The organism is Thiohalobacter thiocyanaticus, from assembly GCF_003932505.1.
GTDB lineage: Bacteria > Pseudomonadota > Gammaproteobacteria > Thiohalobacterales > Thiohalobacteraceae > Thiohalobacter > Thiohalobacter thiocyanaticus.
The window spans coordinates 2,198,876-2,218,109 of the sequence record NZ_QZMU01000001.1; the positions used below are offsets into that span (position 1 = coordinate 2,198,876).

Annotated in this window: 20 protein-coding genes and 1 pseudogene; 11 read left to right on the forward strand and 10 right to left on the reverse strand. The window is 67.2% G+C overall.

Going from position 1 to position 19,234, the window contains the following annotated elements; genetic code table 11:
* Nucleotides 1-169: 169 nt before the first annotated feature.
* The 9 genes and pseudogenes from D6C00_RS10370 (at nucleotide 170) to D6C00_RS10415 (ending at nucleotide 8,728) form a co-directional block, all read left to right on the forward strand.
* A pseudogene (locus tag D6C00_RS10370) lies at nucleotides 170-896 on the forward strand (glycosyltransferase family 2 protein).
* Nucleotides 893-1,564, forward strand: a complete 672-nt coding sequence (locus tag D6C00_RS10375) for a TVP38/TMEM64 family protein (protein ID WP_206609547.1) — start codon at nucleotides 893-895, stop codon at nucleotides 1,562-1,564. The pseudogene D6C00_RS10370 and the gene D6C00_RS10375 overlap by 4 nt, the downstream one beginning before the upstream one ends.
* Entirely contained in the window at nucleotides 1,561-3,177 is a 1,617-nt protein-coding gene (locus tag D6C00_RS10380; protein WP_125181657.1) for an ArnT family glycosyltransferase, read from the forward strand. The genes D6C00_RS10375 and D6C00_RS10380 overlap by 4 nt, the downstream gene beginning before the upstream one ends.
* A complete protein-coding gene (locus tag D6C00_RS10385) occupies nucleotides 3,177-4,337 on the forward strand; it encodes an MFS transporter (protein ID WP_125181658.1) in 1,161 nt (386 codons plus the stop codon). Before D6C00_RS10380 ends, D6C00_RS10385 begins: the two co-directional genes overlap by 1 nt.
* Nucleotides 4,338-4,617: 280 nt before the next feature.
* The gene (locus D6C00_RS10395; RefSeq protein WP_125181660.1) at nucleotides 4,618-5,829 is read left to right on the forward strand and encodes a class I SAM-dependent rRNA methyltransferase; all 1,212 of its coding nucleotides are present in this window, start codon (nucleotides 4,618-4,620) and stop codon (nucleotides 5,827-5,829) included.
* 4 nt (nucleotides 5,830-5,833) lie between these two features.
* The gene (gene lgt, locus D6C00_RS10400; RefSeq protein WP_125181661.1) at nucleotides 5,834-6,625 is read left to right on the forward strand and encodes a prolipoprotein diacylglyceryl transferase; all 792 of its coding nucleotides are present in this window, start codon (nucleotides 5,834-5,836) and stop codon (nucleotides 6,623-6,625) included.
* A 198-nt stretch (nucleotides 6,626-6,823) separates the two neighbouring features.
* Nucleotides 6,824-7,618, forward strand: coding sequence for a thymidylate synthase (locus D6C00_RS10405; protein WP_125181662.1), 795 nt, complete (start codon nucleotides 6,824-6,826; stop codon nucleotides 7,616-7,618).
* Entirely contained in the window at nucleotides 7,615-8,103 is a 489-nt protein-coding gene (gene folA, locus D6C00_RS10410) for a type 3 dihydrofolate reductase (protein ID WP_125181663.1), read from the forward strand. Before D6C00_RS10405 ends, folA begins: the two co-directional genes overlap by 4 nt.
* 226 nt (nucleotides 8,104-8,329) lie before the next feature.
* Complete coding sequence (locus D6C00_RS10415; protein WP_125181664.1) at nucleotides 8,330-8,728, forward strand: hypothetical protein; 399 nt, start codon at nucleotides 8,330-8,332, stop codon at nucleotides 8,726-8,728.
* A 165-nt stretch (nucleotides 8,729-8,893) separates the two neighbouring features.
* Here D6C00_RS10415 and D6C00_RS10420 read toward each other — a convergent pair whose 3' ends face one another.
* From D6C00_RS10420 to pgl, 4 genes are all read right to left on the reverse strand, one after another.
* Nucleotides 8,894-9,736 (reverse strand): symmetrical bis(5'-nucleosyl)-tetraphosphatase, encoded by an 843-nt coding sequence (locus D6C00_RS10420; RefSeq protein WP_125181665.1) that lies wholly within the window; start codon nucleotides 9,734-9,736, stop codon nucleotides 8,894-8,896.
* A 198-nt stretch (nucleotides 9,737-9,934) separates the two neighbouring features.
* The gene (apaG, locus tag D6C00_RS10425) at nucleotides 9,935-10,315 is read right to left on the reverse strand and encodes a Co2+/Mg2+ efflux protein ApaG (RefSeq protein ID WP_125181666.1); all 381 of its coding nucleotides are present in this window, start codon (nucleotides 10,313-10,315) and stop codon (nucleotides 9,935-9,937) included.
* A gap of 100 nt (nucleotides 10,316-10,415) precedes the next feature.
* Nucleotides 10,416-11,405: a glucokinase gene (glk, locus tag D6C00_RS10430; protein ID WP_158675387.1), complete on the reverse strand. Its 990-nt coding sequence runs from the start codon at nucleotides 11,403-11,405 to the stop codon at nucleotides 10,416-10,418.
* Complete coding sequence (gene pgl, locus D6C00_RS10435; protein ID WP_125181668.1) at nucleotides 11,402-12,199, reverse strand: 6-phosphogluconolactonase; 798 nt, start codon at nucleotides 12,197-12,199, stop codon at nucleotides 11,402-11,404. The genes glk and pgl overlap by 4 nt, the downstream gene beginning before the upstream one ends.
* 139 nt (nucleotides 12,200-12,338) lie before the next feature.
* On the opposite strand from pgl, the gene D6C00_RS10440 reads away from it, so the two are divergent.
* Entirely contained in the window at nucleotides 12,339-12,545 is a 207-nt protein-coding gene (locus D6C00_RS10440) for an acetyltransferase (protein ID WP_125181669.1), read from the forward strand.
* Between the two features lie 165 nt (nucleotides 12,546-12,710).
* On the forward strand, nucleotides 12,711-12,893 hold the full coding sequence (locus tag D6C00_RS10445) for a hypothetical protein (RefSeq protein WP_125181670.1): 183 nt from the start codon (nucleotides 12,711-12,713) through the stop codon (nucleotides 12,891-12,893).
* A gap of 1 nt (nucleotide 12,894) precedes the next feature.
* Here the strand turns inward: D6C00_RS10445 and D6C00_RS10450 are convergent, their stop codons facing one another.
* The 6 genes from D6C00_RS10450 to lptD all read right to left on the reverse strand — a co-directional run bounded on the left by D6C00_RS10450 (nucleotide 12,895) and on the right by lptD (nucleotide 19,146).
* On the reverse strand, nucleotides 12,895-13,338 hold the full coding sequence (locus D6C00_RS10450) for a universal stress protein (protein WP_125181671.1): 444 nt from the start codon (nucleotides 13,336-13,338) through the stop codon (nucleotides 12,895-12,897).
* A gap of 27 nt (nucleotides 13,339-13,365) precedes the next feature.
* Nucleotides 13,366-13,527 (reverse strand): hypothetical protein, encoded by a 162-nt coding sequence (locus D6C00_RS15480; RefSeq protein ID WP_158675388.1) that lies wholly within the window; start codon nucleotides 13,525-13,527, stop codon nucleotides 13,366-13,368.
* Nucleotides 13,528-13,613: 86 nt separating this feature from the next.
* Nucleotides 13,614-14,402 (reverse strand): 16S rRNA (adenine(1518)-N(6)/adenine(1519)-N(6))-dimethyltransferase RsmA, encoded by a 789-nt coding sequence (gene rsmA / locus D6C00_RS10455; protein ID WP_125181672.1) that lies wholly within the window; start codon nucleotides 14,400-14,402, stop codon nucleotides 13,614-13,616.
* On the reverse strand, nucleotides 14,399-15,379 hold the full coding sequence (gene pdxA, locus D6C00_RS10460; protein WP_125181673.1) for a 4-hydroxythreonine-4-phosphate dehydrogenase PdxA: 981 nt from the start codon (nucleotides 15,377-15,379) through the stop codon (nucleotides 14,399-14,401). The genes rsmA and pdxA overlap by 4 nt, the downstream gene beginning before the upstream one ends.
* Before the next feature lie 9 nt (nucleotides 15,380-15,388).
* Nucleotides 15,389-16,687 (reverse strand): peptidylprolyl isomerase, encoded by a 1,299-nt coding sequence (locus D6C00_RS10465; protein WP_125181674.1) that lies wholly within the window; start codon nucleotides 16,685-16,687, stop codon nucleotides 15,389-15,391.
* 38 nt (nucleotides 16,688-16,725) lie between these two features.
* A complete protein-coding gene (gene lptD, locus D6C00_RS10470; protein ID WP_125181675.1) occupies nucleotides 16,726-19,146 on the reverse strand; it encodes an LPS-assembly protein LptD in 2,421 nt (806 codons plus the stop codon).
* Nucleotides 19,147-19,234 lie beyond the last annotated feature (88 nt).

A 19,234-nucleotide genomic window follows, 5' to 3' on the forward strand; every position in this document is an offset into this window, starting at 1 on the left:
GAGATTGCCGCGTCGCTGCGCTCCTCGCAATGACGAGTTAATCATAGAGCCCCTGAGCATAACAGCATGTATTTCCGTGCCTTCCGTGTGATTCCGTGGCTGATTTGGGATAATGACTCCCGACTATACCGGCCGGCTCCGGCCGGACTCAATTACACCGAGACGGCACATGGATTTATCGGTCGTGGTACCGGTCTTCAACGAAGCGGACAACATCCGGCCCCTGCTGGAGGAGATCCGCACCGCGCTGGAGGGCCACCTCGACTACGAGGTGATCTATGTGAACGACGGCAGCCGCGACGCCACCCTGGGTGAGCTGCGCGACTGCCGGTACGAGTTCCCGCGCCTGCGCATCCTGAACCATGCCGCCAGCTTGCCAGAGCACGGCCATCCGGACCGGGGTGCGGGCGGCGCGCGCGTCCTGGATCGCGACCCTGGACGGCGACGGGCAGAACGATCCGGCCGATATCCCCAACCTCTCGGCCCGGATGCGGGCCGATACCGGCGATCCGCCCCTGTGGCTGATTGCCGGCTGGCGCCGCCGGCGCCGGGACAGCGCGGTCAAGCGCCTGGCCTCGCGCGTTGCCAACGGGGTGCGCCGCCGGCTGCTGGACGACGATACGCCGGATACCGGTTGCGGGCTCAAGCTGTTCCGCCGTGATGTCTTCCTGGAATTGCCCTGTTTCGATCACATGCACCGCTTCCTGCCGGCCCTGGTGCAGCGTGCCGGCGGCCGCGTGGTGTCGGTGACGGTCAATCACCGGCCGCGGGCGCGCGGGCAGAGCAAGTACGGGGTGTTCGACCGCCTGTGGGTGGGCATCGTCGACCTGTTCGGCGTGAGTTGGCTGCAGCGCCGGGCTAAGCGTCCCCTGGTCTCGGAGGTGGACGCGGAGTGAACCGGCGCCTGCGTCTGCTGCTGCGCGGCCTGCTGCTGATGGCCGGCTTCGTGCTGGCCGGCCTGCTGATGAGCCGCTATCTCAACACCGACTGGATCGACGCCCATGTGCGCGGCCACGCCTGGGGTGGGCTGGCCTATGTAGCGGTCGGTGCCCTGTTCATCGGCGCCGGCCTGTCGCGCCAGTTCGTCTCCTTCCTCGGCGGCTATGCCTTCGGCTTCCTCCCCGGTGCGGTGTTCGCCCTGCTGGCCTCGGCGCTGGGCTGCATGCTGGCCTTCAGCTTCGGCCGTCTGGCCGGCCGGCGGCTGCTGCGGCCGCGGCTGTCAGAGCGCATTCGCAGGGTCGACGCCTTCATCCATGACAATCCCTTTTCCATGACCCTGCTGATACGGCTGCTGCCGGTAGGATGGAACCTGATGGTCAATCTCGCCGCCGGTGTCTCCAGCGTGCGGCCGGCCCCCTTTTTTCTCGGCTCGGCGATCGGCTATATCCCGCAGACGGTGGTCTTCGCTCTGCTGGGCAGCGGTATGACGATCCAGCCGGTGTTGCGCACCACGCTGTCGATGGTGCTGTTCCTCGCCTCCGGCGCGCTGGGCATCTATCTCTATCGACGCTACCGCCGCGGCCGTACTCTGGACGAATCCCTGGATCGGGAACTGGACGCATGAGATCGGCGAGCTTGCCGCTGCGGGACCTGGCGGGCCTGCTGGCCCTGCATGCCGGACTGATGGCGCTGGTGCTGTGGTTGCGGCCGCTGCTGCCGGTGGACGAGACCCGCTATGTCGCGGTCGCCTGGGAGATGTGGCTGCGCGGGGACCTGCTGGTGCCGCATCTCAACGGTGAGGTCTATCACCACAAGCCGCCGCTGCTGTTCTGGCTGATCCAGGCCGGCTGGGCTCTGTTCGGCGTCAATGACTGGTGGCCGCGGCTGGTGGCGCCGCTGCTGGCGCTACTCAATCTGATGTTGGCGGCCGGACTGGCGCGGCGTCTGTGGCCGGAACTGCCGCAGACCGCCCGCTACGTACCCTGGTTGCTGTTGGGCCTGCCGGTGTGGGCGGCCTTTCTCACCCTGGTGCAGTTCGATCTGCTGCTGGTGGCCTGCACCCTCACTGGGATGCTGGGCCTGCTGGAGGCGGCGGCAGGCCGGCGTCGCGGCTGGGGGATTCTCGGGCTGGCGATCGGGCTGGGGGTGCTCAGCAAGGGACCGGTGATCCTGCTGCATCTGCTGCCGGCAGCGCTGCTCGCCCCGCTGTGGGTGGCGCGCGCGCCTGCCTGGGGGCGCTGGTATGGCGCTCTGCTCGGGGCGGTGGCGCTGGGAGCGGTGATCGCCCTGGCCTGGGCGGTGCCGGCGGGAATTGCCGGCGGCGAGGCTTACCGCGACGCCATCTTCTGGGGTCAGACCGCCGGCCGGGTGGTGGATTCCTTCGCTCACCGCCAGCCCTGGTGGTGGTATCTGCCCTGGCTGCCCCTGATCCTGTTGCCCTGGCTGCTGTGGCGGCCGCTCTGGCGCGGTGCGAGCCGGATCGGCTGGCGTGGTGACTGGACGCTGCGCTTCCTGCTGGCCTGGCTGTTGCCGGTGCTGCTCGCCTTCAGCCTGGTCAGCGGCAAGCAGATCAAGTACCTGCTGCCCCTGTTCCCGGCCGCCATGCTACTACTGGCGCGGCTGGCCGTCGCCGCGCCCGGGACGGCGCGGCGGCCGTGGCTGGCGGCGGCGATACTCATCCTCGGCGGCGGGCTGCTGTCCCTGGCGCCCCTGCTGGTGCGGCCCGGTCTGGCCTTCTGGGTGCCGGAGCTGCCGGTCTGGCCGGGTCTGGCGCTGGGCGGAATCGGCCTGCTGGCCCTGGCATTGCCGCCCCTGTCAGGCCTTAGCCAGGTCCGGCTGACCGCCCTGGCCACGGTGCTGCTGATCGGCGCCGGCCATCTGGCCGTGCTGCCGGCGGCCGCGCCGGCCTACGACCTGCGGCCCGCCGCCCGGCGCCTCGCGGTCCTGCAGGCCGCCGGCGCGCCGGTGGCGCATGTGGGCAAATATCACGGCCAGTTTCAGTTCCCGGGGCGGCTGCAATGGCCGCTGACCGAGGTTGAACGGGCGCAGGCGGCGGACTGGGCGCGGACCCATCCGCAGGGGTATCTGATCCTCTACCAGGGTGACTGGCCGGTGCTGGATGCAGGCGCGGTCGCGATCTGGCCCTATCGCAGCGAGGCCGCCGACCTGGCGCTGTGGCGCGGCGCGGACCTGGTCGCCGCACTGGAGGCGGCCGGCCAGGGCGGGGGTGAGAACTGATGCAGCTGGGCCTGATCGCGCTCGCCCTGTACCTGCTGATGCTGCCGGTCACCGGCATGGTGCCGGTGCTGCGCGAGTTGACCGTCGGCCGCTACCCGGACCTGAGCGAATTCGCCCAGCACCTGTTCATGTCGGCCAACATGCTCGGTGCCCTGCTGTGCGTGCCGCTGGCCGGGCTGCTGTCGGACCTGTGGCAGCGGCGCCGGCCCATTATCGCCGGCGCACTGGCGCTGAACGCCCTGGCGTTGCTGATGCTGCTGCAGGACTGGAGCTATCCGGTCTACCTGGGCTGGCGGTTCGTCGAGGGCTGTGCCCACATCACGGCGCTCAGCCTGTTGATGACCCTGGCCGCGGACCATGCCCGGCGCCGCGGCAGCGGCGCGGTGATGGGCCTGGTGGGTTCGGCCATCAGCCTGGGCGTGGCCAGCGGTGCGCCCCTCGGCGGATGGATCGGCGTCGACGGCGGGGCGGAACGGGTCCTGCAGGCCGGTGCACTGCTGATGTTGCTGCTGACCCCGCTGGCCGCGCTGGCACTGCGCGACCTGCCGGTCGGCCGCAGTCACGGCGGTCCGGGTGCGCTGCTGCGGGCGCTGCCGGCCAACCGGCCGCTGCTGCTGCCCTATGCCTTCGCCTTCATCGACCGGCTGACCGTGGGCTTCATCGTCTCCACCCTGTCGCTGTACCTGAGCCAGGTCATCGGCCTGGACGCGGCCGGTATCGGCCTGACCATGGCGTTGTTCCTGATCCCCTTCTCGCTGCTGACCTTTCCCGCCGGTCTGCTGTCCCGGCGCTGGAATCCGCTGACCATGATGCTGACCGGAAGCGCGGCCTATGGCCTGACGCTGACGGCCGTGGGGCTGGTGCCGGGCGGATTCATTCCCTGGCTGATGTTCGCCGGCGGGGTTACTGCCGCGCTCATGTACGCCCCCTCGCTGGTACTGGTGGCCGAGTTGTCGCGGCCCGAGCACAAGGCCCTGGCCATGAGCGGTTTCAATTTCGCCGGCTCGCTCGGCTTCGTGCTGGGTCCGCTCACCGGCGGCAGCCTGGTGAGCCTGTTCGGCAGCTACACCCCGGCCTTCGTCATTGTCGGCGGGCTGGAGGTGCTGTGCGTGCTGGCCTTTCTGCCGCTGGCGCTGCGGCGCCGGGGCAGGTTGGGCTGAGAGGAATCCGGAAACCGGGGGGGCAGACCCGAATGGTACTTACTTTAGCCCGTCATCCCCGCGAAGGCGGGGATCCAGCGTTCATTTGCTCTGCCAAGCACTGGATTCCCGCCTTCGCGGGAATGACGGATAGACTGAAATCCGGCTTATGTAAGTGCCATTCGGGACAGACCCCAATTTTTCGAAAAGCAAAAATTGGGGTCTGTCCCCGGTTGTCCAACCTACCATGGCGTTGCCCACCTTCTGTACAATGGCGGGCCTGACCGCTAAGGCCCACCCCATGTCTGTTGCCGAAACCGCATCCCCGCTCGCTCCCCTGCGCCTGAAACGGCGCGAGGAACGCCGGCTGCGCGCCGGCCACCTGTGGGTCTACAGCAACGAGGTGGACACCGGCGCCACGCCGCTGACCGGCTTCGCGCCCGGTCAGCCGGTGCGGATCGAGGCCCACAACGGCCGTCCCCTGGGCAGCGGCTACGTCAACCCGCATTCGCTGATCTGTGCCCGCCTGGTCAGCCGGGATCCCGACCAGGTGCTGGACAAGTCGCTGCTGGTGCACCGGCTCAATGTCGCCCTGTCGCTGCGCCAGCGCCTGTACGAGCAGCCCTGTTACCGCCTGTGCTACGGCGAGGCCGACGGCCTGCCCGGGCTGATCGTCGACCGCTACGGTGACATCCTGGCGGTGCAGCTGACCACCGCCGGCATGGAGGCGGTCCGGGAGGCGGTGATCGCCGCGCTGGAGCAGGTGCTGCGCCCGCAGGGTATCCTGCTGCGCAACGACACGGAGGTGCGTCGGCTGGAGGGCCTGGAAACCTATGTGGAGACATTGGGCGAAGTCCCCGATCCGGTTGTGGTGAGCGAGAACGGCGCGCGCTTCGAGGTCTCGCTGCAATCGGGCCAGAAGACCGGCTGGTTCTACGACCAGGCCGACAACCGCGGCCGCCTGCGCCGCTACGCGGCCGGGGCGCGGGTGCTGGACGTGTTCAGTTATGTCGGCGCCTGGGGCGTGCAGGCGGCACTGGCCGGCGCGAGCGAGGTCATCTGTGTGGACAGCTCGCGCGAGGCCCTGGAGCGCGCCGCGCATAATGCCGTGATCAATGGCGTCGGCGATCGGCTGCAGACGCGCCAGGGGGACGCCTTCGAGGCGCTCAAGGCGCTGCGCGAGGCCGATGAGCGTTTCGACCTGGTGATTCTGGATCCGCCGGCCTTCATCAAGCGGCGCAAGGACATCGAGGCCGGCACCGAGGCCTACCAGCGGCTCAACCAGCTTGCCATCCGGCTGCTGGGCCGGGACGGCTTTCTGGTCACCGCCTCCTGTTCCCACCACATGCAGTCCGGGGCCTTCCGCCAGGCGGTGCATCGCGCCGCCCGTCATGTGGACCGGCGGCTGCAGATTCTGGAATGGGGCCAGCAGGCGGCGGATCATCCGCGTCATCCCGCCATTGTCGAGACCGATTATCTCAAGGCCCTGTACTGCCGGCTGGTGAGGGACTGAAGCCATGCTGACCTACCCCGACATCGATCCCGCCATCGTGCGTTTCGGCGACTTCGCCCTGCACTGGTACGGCATGATGTACCTGATCGGCTTTGTCGGCGGCTGGTGGCTGGGCCGGGTGCGGGCGCGGCGGCCGGACTCCGGCTGGCAGGCGCAGGAGATCGGCGATCTGCTGTTCTATGCTGCTCTGGGTGTCATTCTGGGCGGCCGCATCGGTTATATCCTGTTCTACAACTTCGGCCTGTTCCTCGAGGATCCGCTGCTGCTGCTGCGCATCTGGCAGGGCGGCATGTCTTTCCACGGCGGGTTGCTGGGCGTGCTGCTGGCGATGTGGCTGTACGGACGCCGGACCGGCCGGACTTTCTTTCAGGTCACCGACTTCATTGCCCCGCTGGTGCCCATCGGGCTGGGGGCGGGCCGTATCGGCAACTTCATCAACGGCGAGCTGTGGGGCCGGCCCACCGATCTGCCCTGGGGCATGGTGTTTCCCTTCGTCGACGCTCAACCGCGCCATCCGTCGATGCTCTACGAGGCCCTGCTGGAAGGGCTGGCGCTGTTCCTCATCCTGTGGTGGTTCTCGGCCCGGCCGCGGCCGCGCATGGCGGTCTCGGGGCTGTTCCTGCTGTGCTATGGTGTATTCCGGTTCGCGGTGGAATTCGTGCGCGAGCCCGACAGTCATCTGGGTTACATCGCCTTCGACTGGCTGACCATGGGGCACCTGCTGTCGGCGCCGATGGTGCTGTTCGGGGCGTTGCTGCTGTGGCTTGCGTATCGGGGGCGTAGCAGTGAGGAGTGAGGAGAGAATCGTGAGAGTGGCGGTCATACCTTCCCTGGCCGCCGGTCCGCCTTTACCCGTCATCCCCGCGCAGGCGGGGATCCAGTGGCCGCAGCGGTATCCGGGTGCCTGCATGCGTCGGAATGACGCACCGGGCAGAGTTTCTCACACCCCCTCACTCCTCACTCCTAACTCCTCACACGAGCAAGAGGCAACAACGTGAAGCAGTATCTCGATCTCATGCGCCATGTGCGCGAGCACGGCGTGAAGAAGCAGGACCGCACCGGCACCGGCACGCTCAGCGTGTTCGGTCACCAGATGCGGTTCGATCTGGGCGAGGGCTTCCCGGTGGTCACCACCAAGAAGCTGCACCTGCGCTCCATCATCCATGAGCTGCTGTGGTTCCTGCAGGGCGACACCAACGTCAGGTATCTGCATGAGAACAAGGTCAGCATCTGGGACGAGTGGGCCGACGATAACGGCGACCTGGGCCCGATCTACGGCTACCAGTGGCGCAGCTGGCCGACGCCGGACGGCCGTCACATCGATCAGATCGCGCAGGTGGTCGAGCAGCTCAGGCACAATCCGGACTCGCGCCGCATCATCGTCAGCGCCTGGAACGTGGCCGACATCGAGCACATGGCGCTACCGCCCTGTCATGCCTTCTTCCAGTTCTATGTCGCCGAGGGCCGGCTGTCCTGCCAGCTCTACCAGCGCAGCGCCGACATCTTCCTGGGGGTGCCATTCAATATCGCCTCCTATGCCCTGCTGACCCTGATGCTGGCGCAGGTCTGCGACCTGCAGCCGGGGGACTTCGTTCACACCCTGGGCGATGCCCATCTGTATCTCAATCATCTGGAGCAGGCCGACGAGCAGCTCACCCGCAAGCCCTATCCGCTGCCGCTGATGCGCATCAATCCCGGGGTGAAGGATATCTTCGGTTTCCGTTTCGAGGACTTCGAGCTGGTCGGTTACGAACACCACCCTCACATCAGGGCGCCGGTGGCGGTGTGATCATCTCTTTTGTCGTTGCCATGGATCGCAACCGGCTGATCGGCAGCCGCAACGGTCTGCCCTGGCACCTGCCGGCTGATCTCGCGCATTTCAAGCGGGTAACGATGGGCAAGCCCATCATCATGGGCCGCAGGACGCATGAATCCATCGGCCGGGCGCTGCCGGGACGACAGAATATCGTGGTCAGCCGCAACCCGGCCTACCGCGCTGCCGGCTGCGATGTGGTCGATTCCTTCGACGCCGCGCTGGCCGCGGCCGGTGATGCCGATGAGGTTATGGTCATCGGCGGCGCCGAGTTGTTCGAGCGCACCCTGCACCGGGCCGGGCGCATCTATCTCACCGTGATCGAGCATACGTTTGAAGGTGATACCTGGCTGCCGGAATGGAACCCGGACGACTGGAAGCAACTCAGTCGCGAACAGCATGCGCCGGATGACAGAAACCCCTATCCCTATCGTTTCGAGTTGCTGGAACGCAGGCAGTGATGTCGCAGTCGTTCGCGTGCGCTCGCGGCCTGTTACGACTTTTGCCGTGGCGGTTTTCCGCCACTGTGTCCCCGATCTTCCAGCGATTGTGACCTGAATCACAAATCCGTCAACGCCACCTGTCTCAACCGCGCTGAAGCCGTTTTCTTCTGCTATTAATTAAGCCTGAATTCAGCTTGCCGGCGCATCCTGTAGCCATCATCAACAGCAAGCACGGAGAATCGAAATGAACACGGCATGGAAAACAATCGTCCTTGCGGTCGCGCTGACTGTTGCCGGCACCGGCGCTGCACTTGCCGCCGGTGGCGGTGGCAACGGCAAGGGACAGGGCTACGAGAACGACAATTACGGACAGGAGCGCGCCGCCGAGGTTCGCGAGCGCAACGAGCAGCGCAAGCTGGAACATGACCGCGATATGGACCGTGAGCGTTACCGCGATCCGGATGCCGAGCGCGACAGCATGAAGTCCAAGGCGAAGGCCAAGGGTGACGGCAATGGCATGGGCAACGGCAAGGCCGGCGAAGGCAAGGGCGGTCAGGTCCAGGACCGGGACCGGGACCGCATCCACCAGGACGATGGCGAGCCGCAGGGCAAGGCCAAGCGCTGGTGGTGGCCCTTCGACTGATATCCACGGATCACACTGAATACACGCTTCCTCTGGCCTGCACTGAGGTCTTGGCCCTCCCTTCGGGGAGGGCCTTTTTTATTTGTCGAGTGAGGAGGATGGGTGGAACGAAGCGCAACCCATTATTGGATCGGCCATGGTGATGGGTTACGGCGCTGAGCGACTTCATCCAGCCTGTCCCGGCCTGCGGGCGCCGGGACAGTCGATGCTGATGCGTTCGGGCTTGTCTGTGTCCAGGCGCAGGGCGGTGAGCTGATGGCCCCAGACGCAGCCGGTGTCCAGCGGATGGACGCCGGGGCTGGTGACCGTACCCAGCGAGGCCCAGTGGCCGAACAGGACATTCAGGCCGCGGCTGGCACGGCCGGGCGCCTCGAACCAGGGCAGAAAGCCCGGCGGCTGGCTGCCGGGCGGACCGCTGTGGCGGAATTCCATCATACCTTCCGGTGTACAGTAACGCAGGCGGGTGCAGGCATTGACGATGAACCGCAGGCGGTCATGCCCCGTGAGTTGCGCCGACCAGGTGTCGGGTTGATTACCGTACATGTGGGCAAGAAAGTCCCGGCAGTGCGTATCGTCGCGCAGGACGGCTTCCACCTCGCGGCTGCAGGACTGTGCCAGGTCCAGGTCCCACTGAGGCGGCAGGCCGGCATGCACCAGGCTGTAACCGAGCGTGGCATCGTGATGGAACAGGGGGCGTTGCCGCAGCCAGTCCAGCAGCTCGTCCCGGTCGGGGGCCTCGAGTATCGGCAGCAGGGTGTCTCTGGCCTTCAGCCGGTCGGCGTAACGGCTGATGGCGAGCAGATGCAGGTCGTGATTGCCCAGTACACTGACGACACGCCCCCCCAGCGCGCGGATGAAGCGCAGGGTCTCCAGCGATTGCGGTCCCCGGTTGACCAGGTCACCGGCGAACCAGAGCCGGTCGGCGGCCGGGTCGAAGTGCAGCCGGTCCAGCAGCCGTTGCAGCTCGTCCAGGCAGCCCTGGACGTCACCGATGGCGTAGACGGCCATTGCGGGTTTCCTGTGTTATGTGTTTAACGCAGAGGCGCAAAGGCGCAGAGAACGCAAAGTTTTTTCGTTGCATGATTGCGGCCGTATCAGTGACTTCTATCCGATACTGTGCAGGCCATTCCGGCGCACGCCGGAACCAATGGTTCTCTTGGCGTCCTCTGCGCCTTTGCGTTCCTGCGTTGAGATCTATAAGGCTGCTCAATGCAGCGTACGGGGAATGGACAGGGTGAAGGCGGGGATCTCGGCGTCGAACTCGACGCCGTCGTCGGCGATCATCTGGTAGCTGCCGCGCATGCTGCCCACCGAGGTCTCGATCATGGTGCCGCTGGTGTACTGGAATGATCCGCCCGGTTCCAGGTGCGGCTGCTCGCCGACCACGCCCTCGCCGCGCACCTCTTGGGACTTGCCGTTGCTGTCGGTGATGATCCAGTGCCGGGTCAGCAGCTTGGCGGCCACGCTGCCGGTATTGCGGATGGTGATGGTGTAGGCGAAGACGTAGCGGTTGTCCTCCGGGCTGGACTGTTCCTCGATGTAGGTGGTCTGCACCTCGACCTCGATATGATAGGGCGTGCTGCTCATGGTCTGTCCTGTCGGTTCGGGAGCTGCATAGGATACGGATCGAGCCGGCCTGTGCCAAAAAACAACCGCAGGGAGTCCGGGGGTGGGCCCGCCGGTCGGCTCAGGCGGAGGTGCGGGCGGCCAGCTGCAGCGCGCCCAGCAGCCCCGGCTGGGGATGGGTGATGACGTGGACCGGGAGACCCTGCATGAGTTCGCGCATCGGCCCCTTGGCATGAAAGGCGGCGAGAAAGTCCGGCCGGCGCAGCCAGTCCAGGATGCGCGGGGCGATGCCGCCGGCGATGAACAGGCCGGCGAAGGGCAGGGTACACAGGGCCCAGTTGCCGGCCTGGGCGCCGTAGAGACGGACGAATTCGCGCAGGGCCTGTGCGGCCGCGGGGTCGGTGCCGGCTATGGCTGCTGCACTGATGCGGGCGGCGGCGTCGGCGGCCTCCGGGTCGATCCCTGGCACAGCGTCACCGCGCCGGCAGAAGAAAAGGTACAGGCGCACCAGGCCGGGCCCCGAGACCAGCCGTTCCCAGGAGACGGTGTCGAGTTCCGCCGCCAGCATCTGGAGCAGGTCCCGTTGCAACGGGGTGCGCGGGGCGAAGTCCGTATGTCCGGCCTCGGCGGCGAGGACCTCGAGGCCGCCGGCGCAGGCCACCACACTGGCATGGCCCAGTCCGGTGCCGGCGCCGATCACCGCCCGGTTGGCGCCGGTCCGGGGCCAACCGGTCTGCAGGCAGGCCAGATCGGCCGGCTGCAGGGCATCCAGTGCATGGCCGATGGCGGCGAAGTCGTTGACCAGATGCACCCGCTCGAGGCCATGCCGCTCGGCGAGACGGCGGCTGTCCAGCTGCCAGGGCAGGTTGGTCACCTGCGCCCGGCTCTGATCGGACGGACCCAGCACCGGTCCGGCGATGGCCAGGCAGGCGCGTGCCGGCGGTGACTCGCAGCACTGCAGATAGTCCGCCAGCAGGGCGTCGAAATCAGCGTAGTCGCCGCTGGCGTAGCGACGCTCGTTGCGCCAGGAGCGGATGTCGTCGGCGGGGGCCAGCACCAGCCGGGTATGGGTGCCGCCGATGTCGCCGGCCAGGATCAGGGTGCCGGTCACGGTGCCAGTCTCCCGGCGGCGGCCGCGTCCAGGTGCCATTCAACCCGGCCCCGGGCGGCGATGCGCTGCACCGGCAGTAGCTCCCCGTTCGCGGGCGTGCCCAGCACCCGGGCGATGCAGGCGGCCTTGTCCGCGCCGGCGACCAGGAACAGCAGCTGCCGGGCGGCCTCGAGCACGGGATAGGTCAGGGTCAGCCGCCAGCTGTCGTGTTGTTCCACGTGCACCGGAGCGACCCAGCGGGCGCGTTCTTCCAGCACCGGGGTGCCGGGGAACAGGGAGGCGGTATGTCCGTCCGGGCCCAGGCCCAGCAGGATCAGGTCAAGAACGGGCACGCCTGCCTCATTGTGGGGCAGTTGCCGCTCCAGCAATCCGGCGTAGTCGGCTGCATCCTGTGCGATCCGGGCCGGCTCGGCCAGCATGGGATGGATCTGGCCGGCGGCCAGCGGGGCCCGGTCCAGCCAGGCCGCGCGGGCCATGCCGTAATTGCTGTCCGGATGTTCCGGCGGCACGGCGCGCTCGTCCCCGAAATAGATCTGCAGGGCCGGCCAGGGCAGCTGCTGCGACCAGGGCGGCCCGGCCAACAGTTCGTAGAGCCGGCGCGGGGTGCTGCCGCCCGCCAGCGCCAGGTGGCAGCTGCCGCGCGCGGATCCGGCTTCCCGACACAGGGCCGTGACCCGCTCGGCGGCGGCACGACTCAGGGCTTCCGGATTATTGTGTATACGGATGTCGGCCCCGGCCTTGGCTGCGGCTGCTGTCGAGTTGGCCGCTGGTGGCGGTGGATCCGGAAAAGGCATTGGATTTCCGTGTCTTCGCGCAATCAAGGAGATGATGGCACAAAGCCCTGCGGGGAGAAACCACAGGCTTGACGGGGGTCAACACGGGACGGAGGGCGAGGGGCTATAGTTTTCATACAAACATCGCGAAGGAGGCGGCATGTACCTCAAAGACAAGCTCCATGGTGACCTGATCGAGATTCTCGATACGGGGGCGCTGTTCGACCCCTGCCGGGAGGAGGTGACCGGCCGCATGCACGCCGGCGAGGAGATGCAGGATCCGGCAGGCTTCGCCAAGGCCGGGCTGGTGTTCCCCTCCGGCGAGGCGCTGCCGCGCTGCTGGGTCGACCCCAAATACCGCAGCTGAGCCGCGACCAGGGGCCGCACGGCGGGGAGGAATGTGATCCCCGTCACGGCGGCGTGCGCTCATTGGCCTAAAATCCCGTCGCAATTCCTCAAGTTTCGGTGCTGCCGGACCGATCCTTGCATTATAAGGGGGTCAGACAATCACACTGACCCGAGAGCGAGGCCAATGCGACATCATTACCGAAAACCCGATCCACTGGTGCTGCTGGCGCTTTTCGTCGGGCTGGGGGTGGTCGTGACCACCGGCACCCTGGCCGTGGGCACGGACCCGGCGCCAGCCACCATTACCTCCGCCGCGGCTGCCGATCCGGCCGCCTTCAGCCAGCAGGCGCCGCCGCTGCGGCCCTGATTCAGGCCGGCTGGATCCGCACCGCCAGGACGTCACAGGGCGCGCCCTGCAGCACCCCGTTGGCGGTTGAACCCAGCAGCCGGCCCAGACCGTGGCGGCCATGGCTGCCGATCACGAGCAGGTCCACTGCCTGTTCCTCGGCCACGCGCAGGATTTCGTGCTTGGTCGAGCCGGTCTCCAGATGATGTTTGATCTCTCCCGGCCAGTCCATCGAGGCGGCCATCTCCGCCAGCTTGTTGCGTGCCGTGTCGATGACCTGAGTCTCCAGGGTCACGTCTTCCGGCAGGACCAGTTCGCTGGCCAGGTCCAGATGCAGGAATTCCACCACGTGAACCAGCGACAGGCGGGCCTGGCTGTGGGCGGCGATCTGCATGGCGCGCCGGGTGACCTGCTCGAAATCCGGCATGAAATCGACCGCGACCAGCACATGTGAATACTCGGACATCAGACGGGCTCCATGATGAGGGGGTGTTCAGAGTGGACGGTTGGCGTCACCGACATCCTCGATGAACTGGCTGTCCTCGAAGGGGTTGCTCGGTGCGAACAGGATCACGAAAACGAAGATGGCGACGATCAGGCCGAAGCCGATCAGCATGACGAGGATGTCCGTGGGCTTTTTCCTGCGCCTGGGCATGCCGGAGCCCTCCCTCCGTTGATTGCCTGATTCGAGTATATCGGCTGTCCCCGGGCGGGGAAAGCCTGGGCGCCTCTGCGTTGAAATCATTCGGCTCCGGACGGCAGCGTGCTCAGGCGGGCGAATTCCTCCAGGCTGAGGGTCTCGGCGCGGCGGCCGGGATCGATGCCGGCGGCTTCCAGCTGTTCGGTGTGCAGTTCGCCCTTGAGGTTGTTGCGCAGGGTCTTGCGGCGGTGGGCGAAGGCCAGCCGCGTCCTGTCGGCAAAGGTGTCCGGGTCGATGACATAACGTGGAGTGGGCAGCGGAATCAGACGCACGCAGGCCGAGTCCACCTTCGGCGGCGGATGGAAGGCGCCCGGGCCCACGGTGAACAGCGGCTCGACCTCGCACAGCATCTGCAGCATCACCGACAGCCGGCCGTAGTCCCTGCCGCCCGGGGCGGCGGCCATGCGTTCGACCACCTCCTTCTGCAGGAGAAAGTGCATGTCGCGGATGCAGCCGGCTTGGCCCAGCAGATGGAACAGCAGCGGGGTGGAGATGTTATAGGGCAGGTTGCCCACAACCCGCAGCGGCGGCGGCTGCTCCAGGCCGCAGAAATCGGTCTTCAATGCATCGGCGCTGTGGATGATCAGTTCGCCGGGGTGGGCATGGCGTTCGGTGTCCAGACGGGCGCACAGGTCGCGGTCCAGTTCGATGACCTCCAGCCGGCCGAGGCGTTCCAGCAGCTGCCAGGTCAGTGCGCCCCGGCCGGGGCCGATCTCGACCAGCGCCTGGCCGGGCTGCGGGTCGATGGCGGCAAGGATGCGCTCGATGCTGCCGGGATCGTGGAGAAAATTCTGACCGAAGCGCTTGCGCGGCCGGTGGGCGGCGTTCATCCCCGGTCCACCATGGCCAGCGCCGTGTCGATGGCCAGCCGCAGGCTGTCGCCGCGGGCCCGGCCACTGCCGGCCAGTTCCAGCGCGGTGCCGTGATCGACCGAGGTGCGCGCGAAGGGCAGGCCCAGGGTGATGTTCACGGCCCGGCCGAAGCCCTTGTACTTGAGTACCGGCAGGCCCTGATCGTGATACATGGCCAGCACCGCGTCGGCCTCGTCCAGGTACCTGGGGGTGAACAGGGTGTCGGCCGGCAGCGGGCCGATGAGCTGCATGTGCTCGCGGCTGCGCAGTTCCTCCAGCACCGGGGCGATGATCTCGATCTCCTCGCGCCCGAGATGCCCGCCCTCGCCGGCGTGCGGATTGAGGCCGGCGACCAGGATGCGCGGCCGCGCCAGACCGAACCAGCGCTGCAGATCCCGGTGGAGGATGCGCAGCACCTGCCGCAGGCCGTCGCGGGTGATGTGGCGCGGGATATCGCTCACGGCCAGGTGGGTGGTGGCCAGGGCCACGCGCAGGCCCTCGGTGGCGAGCATCATCACCACGTTGGCCGTACCGGTGCGTTCGGCCAGGTATTCGGTATGGCCGGTGAAGGCGATGCCGGCCTCGTTGATCACGCCCTTGTGCAGGGGCGCGGTGACCAGGGCATCGAAGCGTCCGGCGATGCAGCCGTCGATGGCGGCATCCAGTGTATGCAGCACATAGGGGGCGTTGGCCGGGTCCAGGTGACCGCTGCGGCAGGGTCGGGCCAGTGAGATCGGCAGCACCTCCAGCCGTCCCGGGCGGTGGGTCTCGGTGGCCGGGCCCGTAGCGAGTTCGACCGCCAGGCCGAGTTCGTCCGCCCGCTGTGCCAGCAGGTTGGGATCGGCGATCACCGTAAGCGCGCAGGGCAGCTCGGAGGCGGCCAGGGCCAGGCACAGGTCGGGACCGATGCCAGCGGGTTCGCCGGCGGTCAGGGCCAGGTGGACGGGGCTGGTCATGGCGTGGGCTCAGCCGGCGGAGGGCTCCAGCCGGTATTCGATATAGGATTCGTCACGCAACCGGCGCAGCCACAGCTCCATCTCCTCGTCGGTCTTGCGCTGGCGGATCATTTCCCGGGCGCGGGAGCGCTGATAGTCGTCCGTGCTGTCACGCTCGCGCCGCTCCAGCACCTGGATCAGGTGCCAACCGAAGCGGGTCTGGACCGGCTCGCTGATTTCACCGGGTTCGAGCCGGTTCATGGCCTCCTCGAACTCGGGCACCATGTCGCCCGGATTGACCCAGCCCAGATCGCCGCCGTTGGAGGCCGAGACCTTGTCGGTGGAGTGCGAGCGGGCCAGGTCGGCGAAATCTGCGCCGGTCTCCAGCCGGTCGCGCAGCTGTTCGATGCGCAGCCGGACCCCGGATTCGCTCAGCATCTCGTCGGGCTGGAGCAGGATATGGCGCACCCGGCTCTGGGTGATGACGTGGCGTTCGTCACCGCGCACCTCGATCAGCTTGATGATGTGAAAGCCGCTGGGGCTGCGGATCAGATCGCTGATCTCGCCCGGCTGCATGTCCCGCACCACGTCGGCGAACAGGCTGGGCAGCTGGGCGGCCTTGCGCCAGCCCAGATCGCCGCCTTCCAGCGCGGTTTCGCTTTCCGAGACGGCCACGGCGGTTTCGCTAAAATCGGCCCCGCCGCGCAGCCGTTCCAGCACCTCGCCGGCCTCGCGCTCGGCGGCCTGGATCTGTTCCGGCGCAGCGGCCTCGGGGGTGGCGATCAGGATATGGCCCAGGTGATAGTCCCGGGTCTGGTCGCTCCAGGCGGTCTGGCTGGCCAGCAGGTTGTCGACCTCCTGGTCGCTGATGTCGATGCGGTTGATCACCGTCTGCTGGCGCAGCCGGTTGATCATGATCTGGTTGCGCAGCTCCTCGCGAAAGGCCGCGTAGTCCATGCCCTCGCTTTCCAGGGTCTGGCGGAATTCGGTCAGGCTGACGCCGTTCTGGGCGGCGATATTGCGCAGATTGGCGTTGAGGGTTTCGTCATCGACCTCGATGTTGTTGCGCTCGGCCACCTGCAGCTGCAGCCGTTCCATGATCAGGCGCTCCAGCACCTGGCGCTCCAGCTGGGCCGGGTCGGGCGCCTGGGTGTCCTGCTGGGCCAGCTGGGAACGCACCAGCCGGACCTTGTCCTCCAGCTCGCTGGCGAGGATGACGTCGTCATTGACCACGGCCACGATCCGGTTGAGGGCCTGGGCGGCGGCCTGGACGGGCAGGCCCAGCAGCAGGCCCAGGAACAGGAATATCGGCAGGAATCTCGTATGCATGGTGGCCATGATATCAGATGTGATCCGTTCGGATAGGCTCAGGGGCGATAGCCGAGCACGCTCTGCTCGATCAGCTCCTGGACCGGCTGGCCCAGGCTGGTCAGGCCCTTGAGCTCGAACTGCAGCATGATCGCCAGGTTGCGTTCGCCGGTGCTGCCGGCGGTGCCGCTGGTGACCGAGTTGATGAAGTCGCGTACCGCCAGCCGGGCGATCCAGCAGCAGCTTTCGTATTCCACTCCGGCCAGGGCCTCGAGCAGCTGGTCCTCCTCCAGCGAATAGTACCAGCGGCCCACGACGTGCCAGCGCTCGTTCAGGTACCAGAAGCCGTTGATGTCGATCTGCTCCAGGCTGCCCTCGCGGAAGCGGTGGGACAGATTGAGGATGTGGCGGGGATCCGGGCGGTATTGCAGGCGGTAGCTCTGGCGGTCAATCCCTTCGGCCTCGGGGTCGTACTGGATGCCGGCATTGAAGGACAGGGCCCGGGTCAGATTCCAGTTGAGATCGGCGACGATGTTGGAACTGTCGCGCGTCTCGGGGGCCTGGCCCGGGTTGAGGGTGACCTTGCGGTCGCGGAAATAATAGAGCTGGCCGATGCCGAAGCGCAGCTGCTCGTAGCCGGTACGCGGATCCAGGATGCGGGAGGTGACGGCGGCGGCGAGCTGGTTGGCGTCGCCGAAGCGGTCGTGGCCGGTGAAACGGTTGACGGCGAACAGTTGCGAGAAGCGGAAGTCCGACAGGCCGGTGTCGAAGCGCGGAATGTCGTCCTGATTCTCATGGGGTGCGTAGAGATAGAACAGCCGCGGTTCCAGGGTGTGCAGATACGCGTCCTCACCCCAGCGCATATCGCGCTCCAGGAACAGGCTGGCATCCAGATAGCCATAGGGCACGGTCAGGTCGGGCTCGTCCGGGTCGCCCGTGGCGGTGTTGTCGAGCTGGTAACGGGTATGGCTCACGCCCACACCGGGGGTGAGGTGATAGGCGTTGCGCAGCCAGGGCAGTTCCAGCACCGGGTCCAGGTGGGCCCGTGTTCCGGTGATACGGCTGTCATGCTCGAAACGCACCAGTTCGCTGTTGAAATGCAGATCCAGTCCCCAGGGGTTCCAGCCCGGGGCCGGGCGGGCTCTGAACAGCAGCTGCGGCAGGCGTTGGAACGGTTCAGTGCTGATGCTGGGGTCGGTGATCACATAATCATCGACCCGGCCGGTGAGGCTCCAACCGGTGCCCAGGTAACGGGCCTGGGCGTAACGGCGGATGTAGGTGCGGCTGGTGTCGTCCAGGTTGCTGCCCAGGTCCTCGAAATAATGCCGGTCGGAGATATCGAGGAAATCGACCTGGGTGCTCAGGCGCGGGCTCAGCCGGGCCTGGTGCTCGAAGCCGATGAGGTAGCGGTTGTCGTCGAATTCCTGGTCCGAGGGCAGTCCTTCCAGGTCAAGCTGACCGGAATGGTTCGGCTGCAGGAAACGGTACTCGCCGATCAGCTGCACGCCGCGCTTGCTCATCAGGCGCGGCGTGATGGTGGCGTCATGGTTCGGTGCGATGTTCCAGTAATAGGGGACGGAGATGTCGGCCCCGGTTTCCTCCGAGGCGCCCAGGCTGGGCACCAGGAAGCCGGACTTGCGCCGGTCGTCCAGCGGGAAGCTCAGGTAGGGCGTGTACAGGATCGGTACGTCCTTGATACGCAGGGTGGCGTGCCAGGCACGGCCCTCGCCCTTGTCGGTGTGCAGGTAGACCTCGCGGGCCTGGATGTGCCAGTCGTCGCGGCCGGGGTCGCAGGTGGTGTAGGTGGCATCTTCCAGACGCTTGAGTATGTCCGAGTCCTGGTGGGCGACTTCGGCCACGCCGCGGCCGTGGCGCTGCGGCATCTGGTAAGTGATCCGATGGATCTCGCCCGTGTCCTCGGCCAGGTTGAGGTGACCCCATTCGCCCTGGACCAGGATGTCGGGCTGTTCGATGCGCAGACTGCCTTCGGCGTCGAGCCGGCCGTCGGCATCGCGGTAGGTCAGCCGCTCGGCCAGGATGCGTTCACCGCCGCTTTCGGCCAGGGCATTGCCGGTGAGGATGTAGACCTCCTGCTGGCGGATCTCGGCGGTGTCGCCTTCCAGGTAGGTGTGGGTCTGACCGGACGCCGGCAGGGGCGCCGAAGGCCGCGGCGCGGGGCGGCACAGGCGCCAGGTGGGATCGCTGTCGGGCGGTGGCGTAATCGGCGCCGGGCGTGCGCCATCCGCGGCCGCCGGCGTCCGGGGGCTGGACTCGCCTGCCGCGATGGGCGGGGGCTCGGGGGTCTCCGGCTGCGCCGTGGCGCCGGCCGTACCTGCCGGCGAGCCGGCGGGCCGGCAGTCCCAGCCACCGCCGTCGGTTGCGGGCAGGCACTGCCAGGTGTCGGCAGGGAGGCTGGCGGCCAGCAGGCGGGGGCTGCAGGCGGCACAGGCCAGCAGGATCAGAAACTGGGGTCGGGTCACGGTTGGCTTGTATCTTTATGTTTGCAAAGGTTCCTGGCGGGCGCCCCGTAAAATCGCATAGAATGAGGTTTCCTTCAAATCCTGCCCG

Bases quoted from the DNA above. Each gene is read 5' to 3' on its own strand.
- D6C00_RS10380 (WP_125181657.1), top strand. From the start codon at position 1,561: ATGAGATCGGCGAGCTTGCCGCTGCGGGACCTGGCGGGCCTGCTGGCC.
- D6C00_RS10385 (WP_125181658.1), top strand. From the start codon at position 3,177: ATGCAGCTGGGCCTGATCGCGCTCGCCCTGTACCTGCTGATGCTGCCG.
- D6C00_RS10395 (WP_125181660.1), top strand. From the start codon at position 4,618: ATGTCTGTTGCCGAAACCGCATCCCCGCTCGCTCCCCTGCGCCTGAAA.
- lgt (WP_125181661.1), top strand. From the start codon at position 5,834: ATGCTGACCTACCCCGACATCGATCCCGCCATCGTGCGTTTCGGCGAC.
- D6C00_RS10415 (WP_125181664.1), top strand. From the start codon at position 8,330: ATGAACACGGCATGGAAAACAATCGTCCTTGCGGTCGCGCTGACTGTT.
- D6C00_RS10420 (WP_125181665.1), bottom strand. From the start codon at position 9,736: ATGGCCGTCTACGCCATCGGTGACGTCCAGGGCTGCCTGGACGAGCTG.
- apaG (WP_125181666.1), bottom strand. From the start codon at position 10,315: ATGAGCAGCACGCCCTATCATATCGAGGTCGAGGTGCAGACCACCTAC.
- pgl (WP_125181668.1), bottom strand. From the start codon at position 12,199: ATGCCTTTTCCGGATCCACCGCCACCAGCGGCCAACTCGACAGCAGCC.
- D6C00_RS10440 (WP_125181669.1), top strand. From the start codon at position 12,339: ATGTACCTCAAAGACAAGCTCCATGGTGACCTGATCGAGATTCTCGAT.
- D6C00_RS10445 (WP_125181670.1), top strand. From the start codon at position 12,711: ATGCGACATCATTACCGAAAACCCGATCCACTGGTGCTGCTGGCGCTT.
- D6C00_RS10450 (WP_125181671.1), bottom strand. From the start codon at position 13,338: ATGTCCGAGTATTCACATGTGCTGGTCGCGGTCGATTTCATGCCGGAT.
- D6C00_RS15480 (WP_158675388.1), bottom strand. From the start codon at position 13,527: ATGCCCAGGCGCAGGAAAAAGCCCACGGACATCCTCGTCATGCTGATC.
- rsmA (WP_125181672.1), bottom strand. From the start codon at position 14,402: ATGAACGCCGCCCACCGGCCGCGCAAGCGCTTCGGTCAGAATTTTCTC.
- pdxA (WP_125181673.1), bottom strand. From the start codon at position 15,379: ATGACCAGCCCCGTCCACCTGGCCCTGACCGCCGGCGAACCCGCTGGC.
- D6C00_RS10465 (WP_125181674.1), bottom strand. From the start codon at position 16,687: ATGCATACGAGATTCCTGCCGATATTCCTGTTCCTGGGCCTGCTGCTG.